We start from the raw sequence: 14,475 nt of genomic DNA on the forward strand, positions 1-14,475 counted from the left end.
AATCAGCGGACAATGGCCACCGATTTAATCTGTGCCCAAACCGGCGAGTTCTCTTGCAGAGCCAGCTCGTGCAGCGATCGGCGTGTAACCCGCGCGATGACATGGGTGCAGCCCCGGGGGGCGCCCGCATCCTGCGGTACCATTCGAACCAGCACCATGGCCGGGTCGGTATCCGCGGTGATTTCCTGTACGCGCATGGGCAGTCGATTGAGGATGCTGGATTGCTGATCGCCGGTGCGCGTCAGGCTTACATCTCGTGCCAGAATCCGGAGCCGAATTTTCTCTCCCGGTGCTTCCCCAGTGTCACGCAGCCAGAATTCACCACCGGCGAACTGTGCGCGCAGCAAGTTCCACTGTGCGTCGCGCTCAATGACTTCGGCTTCCAGCAATACACCCAGATCGTCGCCCAGTTGAACCGGAAAATCCGTGCGCGATAGCAGCTCCGTTGCCGGCCCCGCGCGTTGGATCTTGCCGTTTTCCATCAGCAGCAAGTGATCCGCAAGCCGCGCGACCTCTTCGACGGAATGGCTCACGTACAGGATGGGCATATCCACGGACTGATGGAGCTTTTCCAGGTACGGCAATATTTCACGCTTGCGCGCCTGGTCGAGGGCTGCGAGGGGTTCGTCCATCAGTAATAGCCGTGGCTTAACCAGTAGTGCGCGGGCAATGGCCACGCGCTGCTGCTCTCCACCGGACAGAGAATCCGGGCGCTGTGAAAGCAGGGGGGCAATCCCCATCAGTTCGACGATCTCATCGTACTCGTCATTGCTCACCGGCTGCGTTGCGCGCTTGCGTGCAAATCCCAGATTGCCTTCGGCATTGAGGTGCGGGAAAAGGCTCGGCTGCTGGAAGACAAAACCCAGTGGGCGCTGATACACGGCAAGCGATTGCCTGCAATCTCCCGCTTTTTGCCAGGTCTTGCCATTCACCGTAAGGCTGCCCGTTTCGCAGGGCTGCAATCCGGCAATACAGCGAAGCAACGTGGTTTTGCCAGAGCCGGAAGGCCCAAAAATTCCCGTCACGCCATTGCCCGGAATTTCAAAATTCACGTCCAGCGCAAAGTCGCCCCCACGTCCTTGCTGACGGAGGGGTAGATAGAACTTACCGGTGATTGATTTATCAGAAGAAATCTCAGGGGCCATAGCGCCACCCACCGGCCGACTTGCGTCGCTGGAGCATATACAGCGCCAGTAAAACAGAGAACGAAAACACCAGCATGGCAGCGGACAACCAGTGGGCCTGGGTGTATTCGAGGGCTTCCACATGGTCGTAAATCTGTACCGACACCACGCGCGTCTCACCGGGAATATTGCCGCCGATCATCAGGATGACACCAAACTCTCCCACGGTATGGGCGAAGCCGAGAACGGCGGCAGTGACGATGCCGGGTTTGGCGAGCGGCATGGTGACATGCCAGAAGCGATCCCAGGGGCCGGAGCGCAAAGTCGCTGCAACTTCGCCGGGACCCGGGCCCTGTGCCTCGATGGCATTCTGTATCGGTTGCACCACGAACGGCAGTGAATAGAGCAGCGAGGCAATTACCAGTCCTGCAAAGGTAAATGGCAGAGTGCCGAGCCCGATGGACTCGGTCAAATTACCCAGCGGCCCCTGCGGGCCCATAAAAATAAGCAGATAGAAACCGAGCACCGTCGGTGGCAATACCAGGGGCAGCGTGACCACGGCACTGACCGGCCCCTTCCACCAGGATCGGGTCTTTGCCAGCCAATAGGCCAGCGGCGTGCCCAGTACCAAGAGCAGCAGGGTAACGGTGGTGGCGAGTTTCAGGGTCAACCAGATTGCGGCGAGATCGGAATCAGTCAGCATTCACGGGTACCCGGTATCCGTAGGACTCGATAATTGTGCGCGCCCTGGGGCCTTCTAAAAAATCCCAGAAGGCGTCGACAACCGCCCGATCTCCACCTTTGTTTGCACGGGTCAAAATCGCCGCATCCTGTCGAATCGGGCGGTACAGCGACTCCGGCACTATCCAGCCGGAACCTTCGGAAATAGTGCCATTGCGATAGACCTGAGAGAGTGCGATCAGGCCAAGCTCCGCATTGCCACTGGCGACAAATTGATAGGTCTGGGAAATATTCTCACCCACCACCCGCTTTTGCTTTGTCGCTGTATCGAGGCCGAGCGCGGTCAGCACTTCCAACGCGGCGGCGCCGTAGGGCGCGAGTTTTGGATTGGCAATCGCCAATCGCTGAAAATCGCCGGACTGGAACACCTTCCCCGCGCTGTCGACGTACTGATCGGTGGCAGACCACAGCAAGAGGCGCCCTTCGGCATAGGTTATTCTGCTGTCCGCCTCGGCGAGATTGTTGTCCACCAGCCGGGTGATCTTGTCTTGATCCGCGGAGAAGAACGCCTCAAAGGGCGCGCCGTGACGGATCTGAGCGAAGAGTTTGCCAGAGGAACCAAAGGCCAGCCGCACCTTATGCTCGCTCTGCGACTCGAATGCGTCAGCAATCTCATTCATCGGCGCGGCAAAATTGGAGGCGACGGCAATGGTGATTTCTGCCGCACGGGCCGCCGGGGCAGTAAAGGTACCCGGGCCCATGGCAATGAACAGGCCGGCAAAAGCGATTGCAACAGGCCGATTACGGAGGCGGCAGCTTGCCCATCCCAGCACTCGGTAACTCCTCATAGCTGACGGGGGATTGGTGGAAATGTAAGAATGGCCGTCATTATACGACCAATCAACACGGCACAGCGGTTTGCTTTGCATTACGAGTATGACTTGATGACCGAAAGCACGCCCGTGAGTGGGCAGCCAGTGGAGGCGGGCAAGGCCGAAGACTCCCTCCAAAACCCCGAATTTCTTACTGGTTTGCGTCAGCAGATGGTGAAATTTGCCCGTTTGCAGCTTCGCGACGACGATCTGGCGGAAGACGCGGTGCAGGAGGCGCTGGCTGGTGCCCTGAAGAATGCAGATTCCTTCAGGCGTCAGTCTGCGCTGCGCACCTGGGTGTTTTCCATCCTCAAGTACAAGATCACCGATATCTTGCGCCACCAGAAAAAGGTCATTGCCAGCAGCGAGCTGGGGGATGACGAAGAGCGGGAGCAGATCTTTTCCGAGGCATTGTTCAATCCTGCTGGCCACTGGCACAAAGCGGAGAGGCCCAGCGCCTGGACGGGCCCGCAGGGCGGTGTGCACAGTGACCACTTCTGGCGGGTGTTTGATGCCTGTATCAATGGCTTGCCGGAGAAGCAGGCGCGAGTGTTTATGATGCGTGAATTTATTGAACTGGAGTCGGAGGAAATCTGCGATCAGCTTTCCCTATCGACCAGCAATCTGTATGTGATCCTGTACCGGGCGCGGCTGCGGTTGCGTGAGTGTCTGGAAAGTGGCTGGTTCGATCAGTCAGGTTCGGAGGTAGCCAAATCATGATGAATTGTAAGCAGGCCACCCGTTTGCTCTCGGAACGTATGGAGCGCGATCTCAGCCGCCGGGAGCGTTTTGGGCTGAAGTTTCATTTGCTGATGTGTCGCGGTTGTCGAAACTTTGGCCAACAAATGGGCTCACTCCGTGACATGGCGAAAACCTATACCAAAACCTCCACTAAAACCGATCCCAAGAGCGATGCGGTGCGCGAGACTGGTGCCAGCCCGACCGAAGAGCGGGATGGCGCGAGCCGGCGAGATTAGCGTCAGGCCTGAGGTAGAGCGGGCTCTTGTGGAGCCGGCTCTTTTCTTCCGTACCAGAACCGATAGAAATCTTCGGTTACCTTTTGCTCGATATCCGTGGCTTCTTCCCGTGGGCAGAACAGGGTAATCGTCAGGACATCGTGACCGAGTTCGCTGGTGGTTATCTTGATCTTGGGCTCGGTGCCCGCCAGGTCCACGCCCATGCGGCTCTCAATCAGCTTGCAGTAGCGCTCCGCAACATCTTTAAACGACTCGCAGTGCTCAAGCACGCGCTCGGTGATATAGGCTTTGATGGCAAACGGGTTCTCGCCCTTGCTTTCACGCACAATCGAGAAACTGTGTTCGATGTAACGGCGCATAAAGTTCAGGTTCTTTACCGGCTGGGAAAAGAACACGCTGTTCGGTACGTACAGCGTGGTGCCGGTGTAGCCATTGCCGAGGCCGTGGGGGTCGATTTCCAGCAGGGTCGTGCTCAGCCAATTGTTGTCGATGACCTCACCAAATTGCTCGCCAATCTTCACCCAGTCACCGATGGTGAAAGAGCGCATGCTGGCCTGATAGATACCGCCCACCAGGCATTGCACCACATCCCGCAGGGCAATAACGATCGCCACGGAAAAGGCCGCGATCGACAGGGCAAAATTCCGCAGTTCTGACACCCAGATAGCAAACAGCCCCAGCACCATTATCAGGTTGCCAAAGTTGTGGACCATATGGATGCGGCGGCGGATGTCCTGGCGCTGCCAGCTGGTTTTGCGGAAAGACTGGGTGAGCAGAAAACGCACCAGCAATACACCGGCAATCAGCACCAGGCTCCAGGCCAGTTGACTGTCTAACAGTGGGCGAATGAATTCGCTGTTCATGAAAGGCTCAGTAAATCGGTGTTCGGTAGGGGATGCCGCCAATGCCATGGGATTTCTCCGGCACAAATCACGATTGCCAGGTTGAGAAATTGAGTATGGTTTGATGGCAGCGGGTGGGGGTAAATTCAGGCGGCAGTGTAGCCGATAGGACGAAATCTCTGCAACGACCACAGGCACGCCCGTTGCCGCAACGGTTAGTCGGCGGGCTCTGAAACCGCCATGTGGTCTGCCAGTTTGTCCATTAGCACTGTTGCCGCGTTTTCTGTCATCCGCTGACCTTCTTCTATGTACTCCCACACGGTAGTGTCGCTTTTCCACCCGCCCTGTTTCTTGATCAGCTCAAAATCGACCTTCTCTCGCGCAGCCGACGTTGAAAGCCCCCGGCGAAAGCTGTGGCTGCTCAGACTGTCGAGGAAATCAAACCCGCATTCCTTGCCAAGCTGCTTGAGTATCTGGTTCACCGCGCCCGGATTCAGCGCCTTATCCTGCACCTGATCCCAGCGATTCACCCCGCGGAACACCGGCCCCCGGTCTATGTGTGCCGCTTTCAGCCAACGCTTCAGGGCAATTACCGGGCAGACATTTGCGTCGCCAAAGGGGAGGGCGCGCTGCAGGCCATGCCCGGTCTGATCCGTTTTTGACCGGGGTAAAAATACAATCAGTCCTTCTTCCTCCCACTGGAGGTCTTCTACTCGAATGGCCACCAGTTCACTGCGCCGAAAAGCGCCAAAGAAGGCCATTAGCACTATGGCCAGGTCGCGGTCTCGTTTGCGGCACTCTGGTTGCGACCGAATGTGGCGGGTAAGGCGGGCGATATGCTCCAGCCGCAGTGCCTTGGCTTTCTGTTTCGGCTTGCCGTGCACCCGGCGAATACCGCCCATGGTTTTTTCTACCAGTGGTTCCTGTACCGGATTGGGTATTCCCTGGTAGCGGTGCCATTGGCCGATCGCGGTCAGGTGCAGATCCAGAGTGCGGGGGTTCAGGCTTTCCGCGCGGCTTAAAAGGTAGCGCACCAGTGTGTCTGCTTCCGTGGGCAGGCGGCCACCCCATTTTTCAAATTGGCGAATTGCCGAGCGGTACGCGCGACGGGTGCTGTCGGATGTGGCGGCGTTTAGATATGCCTGCAGGTCGGCATGAGTTGCTACCGGGTTTTGACTCTCGTCTCGTTCCGAGGGGAATTCCCGTGTCGTCTGTGGCGAAAAGATTTGGTCGGTGAGGTTTTTTTTCATTTTTTGAATCAGCGGCTGTGCTTGGTGTTTTGTACCGGATCTTGCTGCGTAATCGACGCGGTAAGATTCCTAACCTGCGATAAGTGTAATTATCGTGTGTTAAAAAATGCGAATCAACGATTGATTCCAAATCTACAAATAATGTAATAATACGTAATATGTAATTCGGTACGTAAAAATAACCAGAGTACAACGGAGAAACCCATGGCGCGCATCGGAGTTGGATACATCGATATTGCCAAAGCCGCAGAATCACTGAAGCAGCGCGGTGAAGAACCCACCGTAGATAAGGTGCGTGCAGAACTTGGTACGGGCAGTAAGAGCACGATTGCACCGTTACTGAAGCGCTGGCGTACGGAAGTAGATGGTGAAGCTGTCGATACTGCAGGGCTGCCGCGGGAGTTGGTGGATGCGATCAAGGCGGTGTACGAGCGTGTGCAATCCATGGCGGAAGCCGAGGTTCAAAAAGTCCGGGAAGAAGCTGACGCTGCGCTGGGGAATCTTGAGCAGGAGCTTGCCAGTACGAAAAGTACCCTGGCGACGCGAACGGCAGAGCTCGAACAGTTGGAGCAAAAGTTGCAAACTTCAGAAGCAGAGGGGAAAAATCTGCAGTTGCAGCTTGCGGAGGCACGCACTGCGCTGGAAAAGTCCGAATACCAGCGAGGGGAGGGCAACACGCGGATTGCAGAGCTGAAGTCATCACTCGGCGAGTTGAAAGCGGAAAACCGGGATGTGCGTGAACACTTCGAGCATTTCCAACAGCGAACCGCAGAAGACCGGCAGCAAGAGCGCGATCAGGCACGCCTGGTAGCCGAGCAGCTGCGCGCTCAGGTGGCTGCTTTGAATGAGCAAAGCAATGAGTTGAGCGGTAAGCTGGCTGAAGTGCGAACTCAGCTGGACAGCGCACATTTTCAGCTTCGCGAGCAGGAAACCGATCGGCAGGCGCTTGCCCGGAGAGAATCCGCCGGCCGGGCGCAGATTGCAGCATTGGAAGATCGCGTTTCAGAGCTGCAGCAACAATTGAGTGAGAGTGCCGCCGCGTCCGCCCGTATCGGTGAAGAAGCCTCTTCGCTTCGCGTCAATGAGGCCTCTGCAGTTCGCGAAGTTCAAATCCAGAAAACGATGGTGGCTAAACTTGAGGCAGAGCTGGTCGCCTGTAAAGCGAGTGTAGATACGCTGCACGAAGAGAACCGCCGTGTACTGCAGGAAAAGGCCATCCTGCAAGGGCAATTCAGTCAGCTGGAGCGCTCGGTGTCAGTGAGCCCTGCGGCCACAGAATAACTGAAGATTGATGCGATCCCACGCAGTTTCAGAAAGTAGCCAATAAGAACAAGGAATACCCATGGAAGATCCACGTGAACACCAGCTCAGCATGAGCGTGCTGATGACTCCGGATATGGCGAATTTTACCGGCAAAATACACGGTGGGGATCTGCTGTCGTATCTGGATAAGGTGGCGTACTCCTGTGCCAGCCGTTATGCCGGGTGCTATGTGGTGACTCTGTCTGTCGATCGGGTAGTCTTTCGACAGGCTATAAACGTAGGCGAATTGGTGACCTTTCTCGCCTCCGTGAATTACACCGGTAATACCTCGTTGGAAGTAGGGATCAAGGTAATTACCGAGGATATTCGTAGCCGCGTAGTTCGGCACACTAACAGCTGTTACTTCACCATGGTGGCACTGGATGACGACGGCAAGCCGACGCCTGTTCCGCCACTGAAGCCAAAAACCGTGGTCGATAAGCAGCGATTTGAGGCGGCATTGTTGCGACGCAAGTTGCTCCATGAACAGGAAGCGGCACACGAGGCGATCAAGGAAAAGGTGCGCGGCTTTCAGTTTGAGAGCTGACTCCCTCATTACGCGGCTTAGTTCACCGCGTAGCGCATTTGCTGGCCAGAGGGCAGGGCGGTGATATCCAGAAAGTACGTCATGTAAAAATGCATCGCTCTTGCTGCCTGTTGATCGGTGTCGAGCAGGGCGCTCAACGGTGAGTGAAATGTGATGAGGTGGGCCATTTCCAGATGGTAGTCCGCGCAGCGATTGGGCAATGCATCCGCCAGAACGGTGCCAATTTGACGGGCAACCAGTGGCGAGGTGCCGTAGTCCGTCAGAACGCGAGCCATGCGTCGGCAGAAGCGCTCCCGGTGGGCCAGTTCTGGCGCGAAAAGTTCAATAGCGAAATAGAGTTGTTGGCCGATGGACATGATACTCCCCCCGAGTAAAACGAGCGGCGCATCCTAGCGTTTGCGTAGTCCGGAACCTATACAATAGGGGTGCTTTGGCATGAATCGGCTGCCAAAATTTGTAACCAGTCGGTCATAGGATGCGGGTAGCGCCAGTTCCGCTAATTGCGGTGGCGGCAAAGGCGCCAATTGCCACTGTTTAGGCCAAAACCCAGCCTCCCACAGCTCCACCTAGGACCACCAGCCAGGGTGGGAGCTTCCAGAATACCAGGGCGACCAATGCAGCCAGCCCCAGCGCGAAATCCTGTGGACGATGAATCGCGCTGGTCCAAACCGGTTGATACAACGCGGCCATCAGCAGGCCAACTACACCGGCATTAATACCGGTCAGCGCCGCGCGAGCGCGCGTGTTTTGACGCAGTCGCTCCCAGTGCGGCAGGGTTCCCGCAACCAGCAGAAAGGAAGGGATAAATATCGCGATCAGGCACAACAGGCCGCCCACCCAGCCTCCTGGCCCCAGGTTAATCGCCGTGCCAAGAAATGCAGCAAAGGTGAACAAAGGGCCGGGTACTGCCTGTGCTGCACCGTAACCTGCAAGGAAGGTTTCTTCATCTACCCAGCCCGGTGTTACGACTTCCGCCTGCAGCAGGGGTAAAACCACATGACCACCGCCAAATACCAGGGAGCCGGATCGATAAAAGGCGCTGATTATTTCGGCGGTACCGCGGGGGAACAATTCTGCGATCAGCGGGAGTCCGATCAGTAGAGCGAAAAAGAGCGCAAGCCAAAACCGGGCGGCAGTATGGCCGACAGCCATGGGTAACGGTTCGTGGTCCGATTCCGCGCCAGGCCTGAACATGACCAGGCCCAGGATTCCCGTGGCAACGATCACCCCGACCTGGCCGGCTGCGGAAGGTATCCACAATGATGCGCAGGTGGCCGCGGCCATTATGGTTATGCGCTGTGTATCCGGGCACAGAGTGCGAGCCATTCCCCATGCTGCCTGGGCCACCACCGCGACAGCCACCACCTTCAGTCCCTGGAGAATTCCGGCAGGCAAGATCTCACCGTAGGCGGTCATGCCAAGCGCAAAAAGGATCATTGCGATCGCGGATGGCATGGTGAAACCGGTCCACGCTGCCAGTGCGCCGCGATATCCCGACCGGGACAGGCCGAGGGCGATCCCCACCTGGCTGCTCGCCGGTCCGGGCAAGAATTGGCACAGCGCGACCAGATCCGCGTAGCTGCGCGCACTCAGCCAGCGACGGCGCGTAACAAATTCTTCATGAAAGTAACCAAGGTGCGCAATTGGGCCGCCAAATGAGGTCAGCCCCAAGCGCAAAAAGATCAGAAAAATCTGCCACGGGCTGTTGCGGCTGTGAGCGGATGAAGGCATTGGGTCCTCTAGGGTTAGCTGAGCATTACAGATAACGGTACGGATAAGAATACTCTGGGACGACTAAGCGTCCCGCAGCTATTCGACTTTTCGACTCTTGCCACTTTCTGCGCGCACCCGGTTTTCCGTCTGTACATAGACCGTATCGGTTGTAGCCATGTTGGAATGGCCTAAATCTTCAGATAGATCCTTGAGTGCACGGCCGCGCTCAACTTCCATGCTGGCACCGGTGTGCCGTAGCCAGTGGGTCGAGGCTTCACGCAGTTTGCGCGCGCTGTCTTCACCCTCGGCTTGTCGCATCTCGTCGTAAGCCCGGTCGAAAACCTGCTGGACGATGCGTGCCAGCTGCCGTGCTGTCATGCCACCCTGACCGCGGATTTTTTCGACGATAGGGTGGTTTTCACCGGTGACGGGTAGGGGGCTTAACCCTCGGTAATGCCGGTAGCGCTTCAGGTACGGAATAAAGCTTGGCGGGACCGTGATATCCCTTAACTTGCGCCCTTTTCCGTAAATTTTTAGCCACCAGTTACCATCGGTATCCTGCCAGAAATGGCTCATTAGCGGTGACCAGGCGCGGCGCTCTGATAGCTCGGATATCCGCAGAAACAGCGTCTTGAGCGCACATATAATAAACAGGCTGCGCTCATGGATGGGATCTTCATCGGCCATCGTGTGTGCCACATTGAAGACATATTGCCACTGCGCCTCGGTTAGCCGTCGGATTTCCTTTACCTGGGCATCCCTGATGAAATGCCGGCAATCACCCTTGGCGATCTGTGCGGGGTTTCCATACAGGTATTCTTCGTTCATCAGGTATTTGTAGAATGCGATGATGCCGGTAAAGATGCCGGTCAGGGTTTGCTGGGACGGACGGTATTTCTTTTTATCGGGCTCTTCACCCGCTGTCGGACGGTTCTTGGGTAGTTTGAGCCGAAACGGCGCCCAGGCTGGATTCTGTACATAGCGGCCATTCGTGAGCTGAAACTTTTCGTGATTCGCGAGGCAAATCCAATCTACCGGCGGCTGCCAGCAGAAATCGGCGTACTCGAGGATGTCGGCCTTGCGCAGTCGGTCCATGGGCGTTTGCTTAATTTGAAACACCCACAGCAGGAATCGCTCAGTTTCATTGCGAAACCGCGTGTAGGTATGTTCAGACTTGTTGCGGCCGATATAGCTGAGAAACTCCTGGCCCCAGAGCCAGTGTTCCATCCACCAGGGTTCGCCGGAGGTCAGGAAATCTTTCAGTTCCGGGAAATCACCAAAGAAGGTTTTGTCCGGGCTGACGGGCTTGAAGCCTTTGATGGCGTCATAAGTTGGGTACAGCGCGACGGGTTTCGGGATCGCCATATCTGGAGCCTGAGCGAGGATTTTGTTGGTTTATGGAGCCAAAAGCCGATTCTACCCGCCCCCATACATATTGTCGAACACTAAACAGTATTGGACATAGTGAGGTGTGCTAAATCCCCTGGTTCTCGCTGGCCGAATGTTTGATGAGCCGATTTGCCAAGTGGTTGGGTATAGGTATGGGTATCCTCTGGTTGGCGGTGCCTAGGTGATAATGTAACATCGCGCTTTTGCTCAGCCTGAAGTGTTTGTATGTACCTGAAACACCTGTTCGCCAAACCATCTTTCATTCCATTCGCGCTGTCACCGCTGGTCGCCGTGGTGAGCTTCAACAGCCATGCGGATGTAGAGTCCGCATCATCGAGCCAGGCGTTGGCAGCCATCGAAGAAGTTGTCGTTACTGCCCACAGGCAACCGTATCGAGGCGGTGTACCACTGCGGTCTCTCCCGCAATCTACTCAGGTACTCTCCGAAGACCTTCTGAATCAGCACCAGATCACGGACCTCCAATCCGCACTGGATTTGTCTGCGAGTATTTCTCGCCAGAACGATCTGGGTGGTATTCAGGATACCTTCGCCATTCGGGGCTTTGCCGGTGATGAAACCATGCCTGGTGGCTACCTGGTCAATGGCTTCAGCGCTGGGCGCGGATACAGTGGACGTCGCGATATTTCCAATGTGGAACGCATTGAGATAATGAAAGGCCCCGGGTCTGCGCTGTACGGGCGTGGGGAGCCCGGCGGTACCATCAATCTGGTTACCAAGAAGCCCCAGTTTGAAACCGAGGGCTACCTGCAGGCTTCTGCCGGCAACTTCGGCAGCAGCCGCCTTGAGGCTGATTACACCGGGGCTCTGTCCGAGAATATTGCGTTCCGGATCAATGGTGCCGTTGAGGATGCTGATGGATACCGCAATACCAACCCCCGCAAGTATGCCCTGACCCCTTCCCTCCTGTTCAGTCTGTCGGACGCGACGTCACTGACTTATGAATTGGAGGCAATCAAGCAGCAGGCGTTGTTTGATCGCGGCATCATCGTGGTCGATGGGGTTCCGGAAGTGCCTGTAACCCAGTTTCTCGGCGACCCGGAAAACGGCACTACTGAAATTGAGGCGCTCGGCCATCAGCTGGTTCTGCAGCACACCCTGGATAGCGGCTGGCACCTTTCTGCAGCGCTCGGTTATAGGGATTCGACTCAGAAAGGGCTGTCTGCGGACGCTGAGCTCTCTGACGGTCGGCAGCTGATTTACACCGATGGCACCACATTGAGTCGGCAGCGCCGTTCACGGGATTACGCGGCGGAAGATCTTTCCGGACGCTTTGAATTGAGCGGAACCTTCGATACCGGGCCGTTCACTCACCACCTGCTCGTGGGAGCCGATGCCTACGAATTCGAACTGGATTTCAATCTCGGCCGCTGGCGCGTGGATTGGGGCTCCATGGACGACAGTTACGCAATCAATATCTTTGATCCCGCGTACGATGGCATTCGCCCGGACCCGGCAGCACAAATCAATCAACTGCAGATACAGCGCACCCAGGGTGTTTACCTGCAGGACCAGATTGATCTTTCCGAACAGTGGAAGATGTTGCTGGGTGTACGTCTCGACGATTTTGAACAGAGCATTGATGATCGCTTGAGCGGACTGCGTAGCACTATGTCGCAAACTGCCACCAGCCCGCGTGTCGGCCTGGTGTACGAGGCAACATCCCAGTTGTCGCTTTATGCGAGCTACGCGGAAGGCTTCCGTCCTAACACTGGTTCTGACTTCTACGGTGCTGCCTTTGAACCAGAGGAAAGTAGATCCTACGAAACCGGCATAAAACTCGAGACCGACGACGGTCGGACCAGCGGTACCCTCGCCCTATTCCAGGCGGAGAAATCCAATGTGCTCACCGTGGATCCGGCGAACCCCGGTTTTTCGACCGCACTGGGACAGGCAGAAAGTCGCGGTGTGGAGCTGGATATTGCCAACCAGATCGCGGAAGACCTGAACCTGGTGCTGTCTTACGCATACGTCGATGCAAAGACCAGTACCGATATGGTGAATATTGATTGGGGTGTGGAAATTCCGGCCGGGAGTCCGCTGCTGAATATCCCGGAGCATACCGGCAGCCTGTCGCTCACCCGGGATTTTGAATTCCGTGGCGCACCGGCATCGGCAGCGCTGGGTATTCGCTATGTGGACGAGCGCCTGGGGGAAACCGTCGATCCCGACTATATTTTGCCTGCCTATACGCTGGCCAATGTATCTGCCACTTACGCACCAACCAGCAAGGTCACACTGCTGGCGGATATCGATAACCTTTTTGATAAGCGCTATTACGCGAATTCTTACCACAAGCTGTGGACTATGCCGGGTGCACCGCGCACCTATAATGTAGGTGTTCGATACAGCTTTTAGACCATATTGATGATCGATTGTAGAAGATCGATAGGCGCTTCACGGAGTAGATTTCATGGCTACTGATGCTACACCTTTAAACTCTGTCGGGTCTCTTTCGCAGTCCCCGGGTACCGCAGTGAAGCGCCGAATCGCGTCCATTGATATCATGCGCGGTCTGGTGATTGTGCTAATGCTGATCGACCATGTGCGTGAGCGCTTTTACCTGCATATGCAGGTGTCCGATCCGATGGATGTGAACAGTACCGACCCTGCCCTGTTCTTTACCCGGCTTTCCGCACATATCTGTGCGCCAACCTTTGTGTTTCTCACCGGGCTTTCCGCCTGGCTCTACGCGCACCCCAGTAGCGGCAACCAGCGATCGGCGAGTGGTTTTCTATTCAAGCGCGGCCTGTTTCTGGTCTTGCTGGAAGTCACGCTGGTGAATTTTTCCTGGGCGGCCAGCTTCGGTACTTTCTGGTTGCAGGTGATCTGGGTTATCGGCCTGAGCATGATTGCACTTTCCGTGCTGGTCATGTTGCCACGCTGGTTGATAGGCGCCATCGGCTTCGCCATTGTGTTCGGCCACAACCTGCTGACACCAATTACCTTTCAGCCGGGGGAATTTGGTTACAGCCTCTGGACCATCCTCCATGACCGTGGCTTCCTGCTCGATACCGAAGCGCTGCGCATCAAAATCAGCTACCCGCTGTTGCCGTGGATCGGTGTCATCGCCCTGGGATATTTTGCCGGTCCTCTATACGGGCGTGCGGTGGATGCGATCACCCGTCGTAAAACCCTGATCGGATTGGGCCTCGGTTTCCTGGTATTGCTGCTGCTATTACGGGGGTTCAATTTCTACGGTGAAACCCTGCCCTGGGAGGCCGGTGCAACGGCGACGCAAACCGTCATGTCTTTTTTGAATTTCACCAAGTATCCGCCATCGCTGGATTTCCTGCTTCTTACGCTGGGCATCGCCTTCCTTTTACTGGCCTGGTTTGAACCGCGTAAAAACGCCGTGCTGGATGCTTTGGAAGTATTCGGGTCGGCGCCAATGTTCTTCTATCTGCTGCATCTTTATGTGCTGCTGATTCTTTATCAGATTGTCATCACCCTGATTGGTCCAAACTACGGAGACCTGTTCGGGGTCGAGCACATCGGGTGGGTCTGGTTAATTTCTGCGGTGCTCATAATAGCGCTGTACTTTCCAACTCGGACTTTCTCTCGGTTTAAGCACAGTACCAATTTATGGTGGGTAAAGTATTTCTGAGAGGAATGCTTGACTCCGAATTACCACGCGCAATTATGTTGTGGTGCAACATAACGAGTGTAAAATAAGAAACCGCGTTTGGATACCTCGCTACGCTCTGTCGAAGCCGTGTCCACTTCTGCGTATATCCATTTCATCGTAATAGTTACGATG

At 56.0% G+C, this 14,475-nt stretch carries 14 protein-coding genes; 6 read left to right on the forward strand and 8 right to left on the reverse strand.

Annotated features, from left to right (window positions below; genetic code table 11):
- Window positions 1–2: 2 nt before the first annotated feature.
- The 3 genes from modC to modA are packed head-to-tail and all read right to left on the reverse strand — an operon-like array spanning window position 3 to window position 2,638.
- A complete protein-coding gene (modC, locus tag ACXAG1_RS02345; protein WP_475118825.1) occupies window positions 3–1,145 on the reverse strand; it encodes a molybdenum ABC transporter ATP-binding protein in 1,143 nt (380 codons plus the stop codon).
- On the reverse strand, window positions 1,135–1,827 hold the full coding sequence (gene modB / locus ACXAG1_RS02350; RefSeq protein WP_475093034.1) for a molybdate ABC transporter permease subunit: 693 nt from the start codon (window positions 1,825–1,827) through the stop codon (window positions 1,135–1,137). The genes modC and modB overlap by 11 nt, the downstream gene beginning before the upstream one ends.
- Window positions 1,817–2,638: a molybdate ABC transporter substrate-binding protein gene (modA, locus tag ACXAG1_RS02355; RefSeq protein WP_475093033.1), complete on the reverse strand. Its 822-nt coding sequence runs from the start codon at window positions 2,636–2,638 to the stop codon at window positions 1,817–1,819. Before modA ends, modB begins: the two co-directional genes overlap by 11 nt.
- Before the next feature lie 45 nt (window positions 2,639–2,683).
- Here modA and ACXAG1_RS02360 point away from each other — a divergent pair, with 45 nt between their 5' ends.
- Both ACXAG1_RS02360 and ACXAG1_RS02365 read left to right on the forward strand, forming a co-directional pair.
- Window positions 2,684–3,397, forward strand: coding sequence for an RNA polymerase factor sigma-70 (locus ACXAG1_RS02360; protein ID WP_475118826.1), 714 nt, complete (start codon window positions 2,684–2,686; stop codon window positions 3,395–3,397).
- Window positions 3,394–3,654, forward strand: a complete 261-nt coding sequence (locus ACXAG1_RS02365; RefSeq protein ID WP_475093031.1) for a zf-HC2 domain-containing protein — start codon at window positions 3,394–3,396, stop codon at window positions 3,652–3,654. The genes ACXAG1_RS02360 and ACXAG1_RS02365 overlap by 4 nt, the downstream gene beginning before the upstream one ends.
- 2 nt (window positions 3,655–3,656) lie before the next feature.
- On the opposite strand, the gene ACXAG1_RS02370 is transcribed toward ACXAG1_RS02365, so the two are convergent.
- Window positions 3,657–4,517, reverse strand: a complete 861-nt coding sequence (locus tag ACXAG1_RS02370) for a mechanosensitive ion channel family protein (RefSeq protein ID WP_475118827.1) — start codon at window positions 4,515–4,517, stop codon at window positions 3,657–3,659.
- Between the two features lie 194 nt (window positions 4,518–4,711).
- A complete protein-coding gene (locus tag ACXAG1_RS02375) occupies window positions 4,712–5,746 on the reverse strand; it encodes a site-specific integrase (protein WP_475118828.1) in 1,035 nt (344 codons plus the stop codon).
- A 204-nt stretch (window positions 5,747–5,950) separates the two neighbouring features.
- Here ACXAG1_RS02375 and ACXAG1_RS02380 point away from each other — a divergent pair, with 204 nt between their 5' ends.
- Both ACXAG1_RS02380 and ACXAG1_RS02385 read left to right on the forward strand, forming a co-directional pair.
- Window positions 5,951–7,027, forward strand: coding sequence for a DNA-binding protein (locus tag ACXAG1_RS02380; protein WP_475118829.1), 1,077 nt, complete (start codon window positions 5,951–5,953; stop codon window positions 7,025–7,027).
- A 61-nt stretch (window positions 7,028–7,088) separates the two neighbouring features.
- Window positions 7,089–7,595, forward strand: a complete 507-nt coding sequence (locus ACXAG1_RS02385; protein ID WP_475093027.1) for an acyl-CoA thioesterase — start codon at window positions 7,089–7,091, stop codon at window positions 7,593–7,595.
- Between the two features lie 17 nt (window positions 7,596–7,612).
- Here the strand turns inward: ACXAG1_RS02385 and ACXAG1_RS02390 are convergent, their stop codons facing one another.
- The 3 genes from ACXAG1_RS02390 to ACXAG1_RS02400 form a co-directional block, all read right to left on the reverse strand.
- Complete coding sequence (locus tag ACXAG1_RS02390) at window positions 7,613–7,951, reverse strand: hypothetical protein (RefSeq protein ID WP_475118830.1); 339 nt, start codon at window positions 7,949–7,951, stop codon at window positions 7,613–7,615.
- Window positions 7,952–8,129: 178 nt separating this feature from the next.
- Entirely contained in the window at window positions 8,130–9,326 is a 1,197-nt protein-coding gene (gene chrA / locus ACXAG1_RS02395) for a chromate efflux transporter (RefSeq protein WP_475118831.1), read from the reverse strand.
- A 78-nt stretch (window positions 9,327–9,404) separates the two neighbouring features.
- Window positions 9,405–10,673 carry a tyrosine-type recombinase/integrase gene (locus ACXAG1_RS02400; protein WP_475118832.1) on the reverse strand — a complete coding sequence of 423 codons (1,269 nt, stop codon included), beginning with the start codon at window positions 10,671–10,673 and terminating at the stop codon, window positions 9,405–9,407.
- 249 nt (window positions 10,674–10,922) lie between these two features.
- Between ACXAG1_RS02400 and ACXAG1_RS02405 the strand changes: the two genes are divergently transcribed.
- Both ACXAG1_RS02405 and ACXAG1_RS02410 read left to right on the forward strand, forming a co-directional pair.
- The gene (locus tag ACXAG1_RS02405) at window positions 10,923–13,073 is read left to right on the forward strand and encodes a TonB-dependent siderophore receptor (RefSeq protein ID WP_475118833.1); all 2,151 of its coding nucleotides are present in this window, start codon (window positions 10,923–10,925) and stop codon (window positions 13,071–13,073) included.
- Window positions 13,074–13,191: 118 nt separating this feature from the next.
- On the forward strand, window positions 13,192–14,322 hold the full coding sequence (locus tag ACXAG1_RS02410; RefSeq protein ID WP_475118834.1) for an acetyltransferase domain-containing protein: 1,131 nt from the start codon (window positions 13,192–13,194) through the stop codon (window positions 14,320–14,322).
- Window positions 14,323–14,475: the final 153 nt, after the last annotated feature.

This window comes from Microbulbifer sp. ABE4_465, from assembly GCF_056160765.1.

Excerpts from the sequence above, each read along its gene's own strand:
- ACXAG1_RS02385 (WP_475093027.1), top strand. The coding sequence starts at position 7,089 with ATGGAAGATCCACGTGAACACCAGCTCAGCATGAGCGTGCTGATGACT.
- chrA (WP_475118831.1), bottom strand. The coding sequence starts at position 9,326 with ATGCCTTCATCCGCTCACAGCCGCAACAGCCCGTGGCAGATTTTTCTG.
- modB (WP_475093034.1), bottom strand. The coding sequence starts at position 1,827 with ATGCTGACTGATTCCGATCTCGCCGCAATCTGGTTGACCCTGAAACTC.
- ACXAG1_RS02365 (WP_475093031.1), top strand. The coding sequence starts at position 3,394 with ATGATGAATTGTAAGCAGGCCACCCGTTTGCTCTCGGAACGTATGGAG.
- ACXAG1_RS02370 (WP_475118827.1), bottom strand. The coding sequence starts at position 4,517 with ATGAACAGCGAATTCATTCGCCCACTGTTAGACAGTCAACTGGCCTGG.
- ACXAG1_RS02380 (WP_475118829.1), top strand. The coding sequence starts at position 5,951 with ATGGCGCGCATCGGAGTTGGATACATCGATATTGCCAAAGCCGCAGAA.
- ACXAG1_RS02390 (WP_475118830.1), bottom strand. The coding sequence starts at position 7,951 with ATGTCCATCGGCCAACAACTCTATTTCGCTATTGAACTTTTCGCGCCA.
- ACXAG1_RS02405 (WP_475118833.1), top strand. The coding sequence starts at position 10,923 with ATGTACCTGAAACACCTGTTCGCCAAACCATCTTTCATTCCATTCGCG.
- ACXAG1_RS02375 (WP_475118828.1), bottom strand. The coding sequence starts at position 5,746 with ATGAAAAAAAACCTCACCGACCAAATCTTTTCGCCACAGACGACACGG.
- ACXAG1_RS02360 (WP_475118826.1), top strand. The coding sequence starts at position 2,684 with ATGGCCGTCATTATACGACCAATCAACACGGCACAGCGGTTTGCTTTG.
- modC (WP_475118825.1), bottom strand. The coding sequence starts at position 1,145 with ATGGCCCCTGAGATTTCTTCTGATAAATCAATCACCGGTAAGTTCTAT.
- ACXAG1_RS02400 (WP_475118832.1), bottom strand. The coding sequence starts at position 10,673 with ATGGCGATCCCGAAACCCGTCGCGCTGTACCCAACTTATGACGCCATC.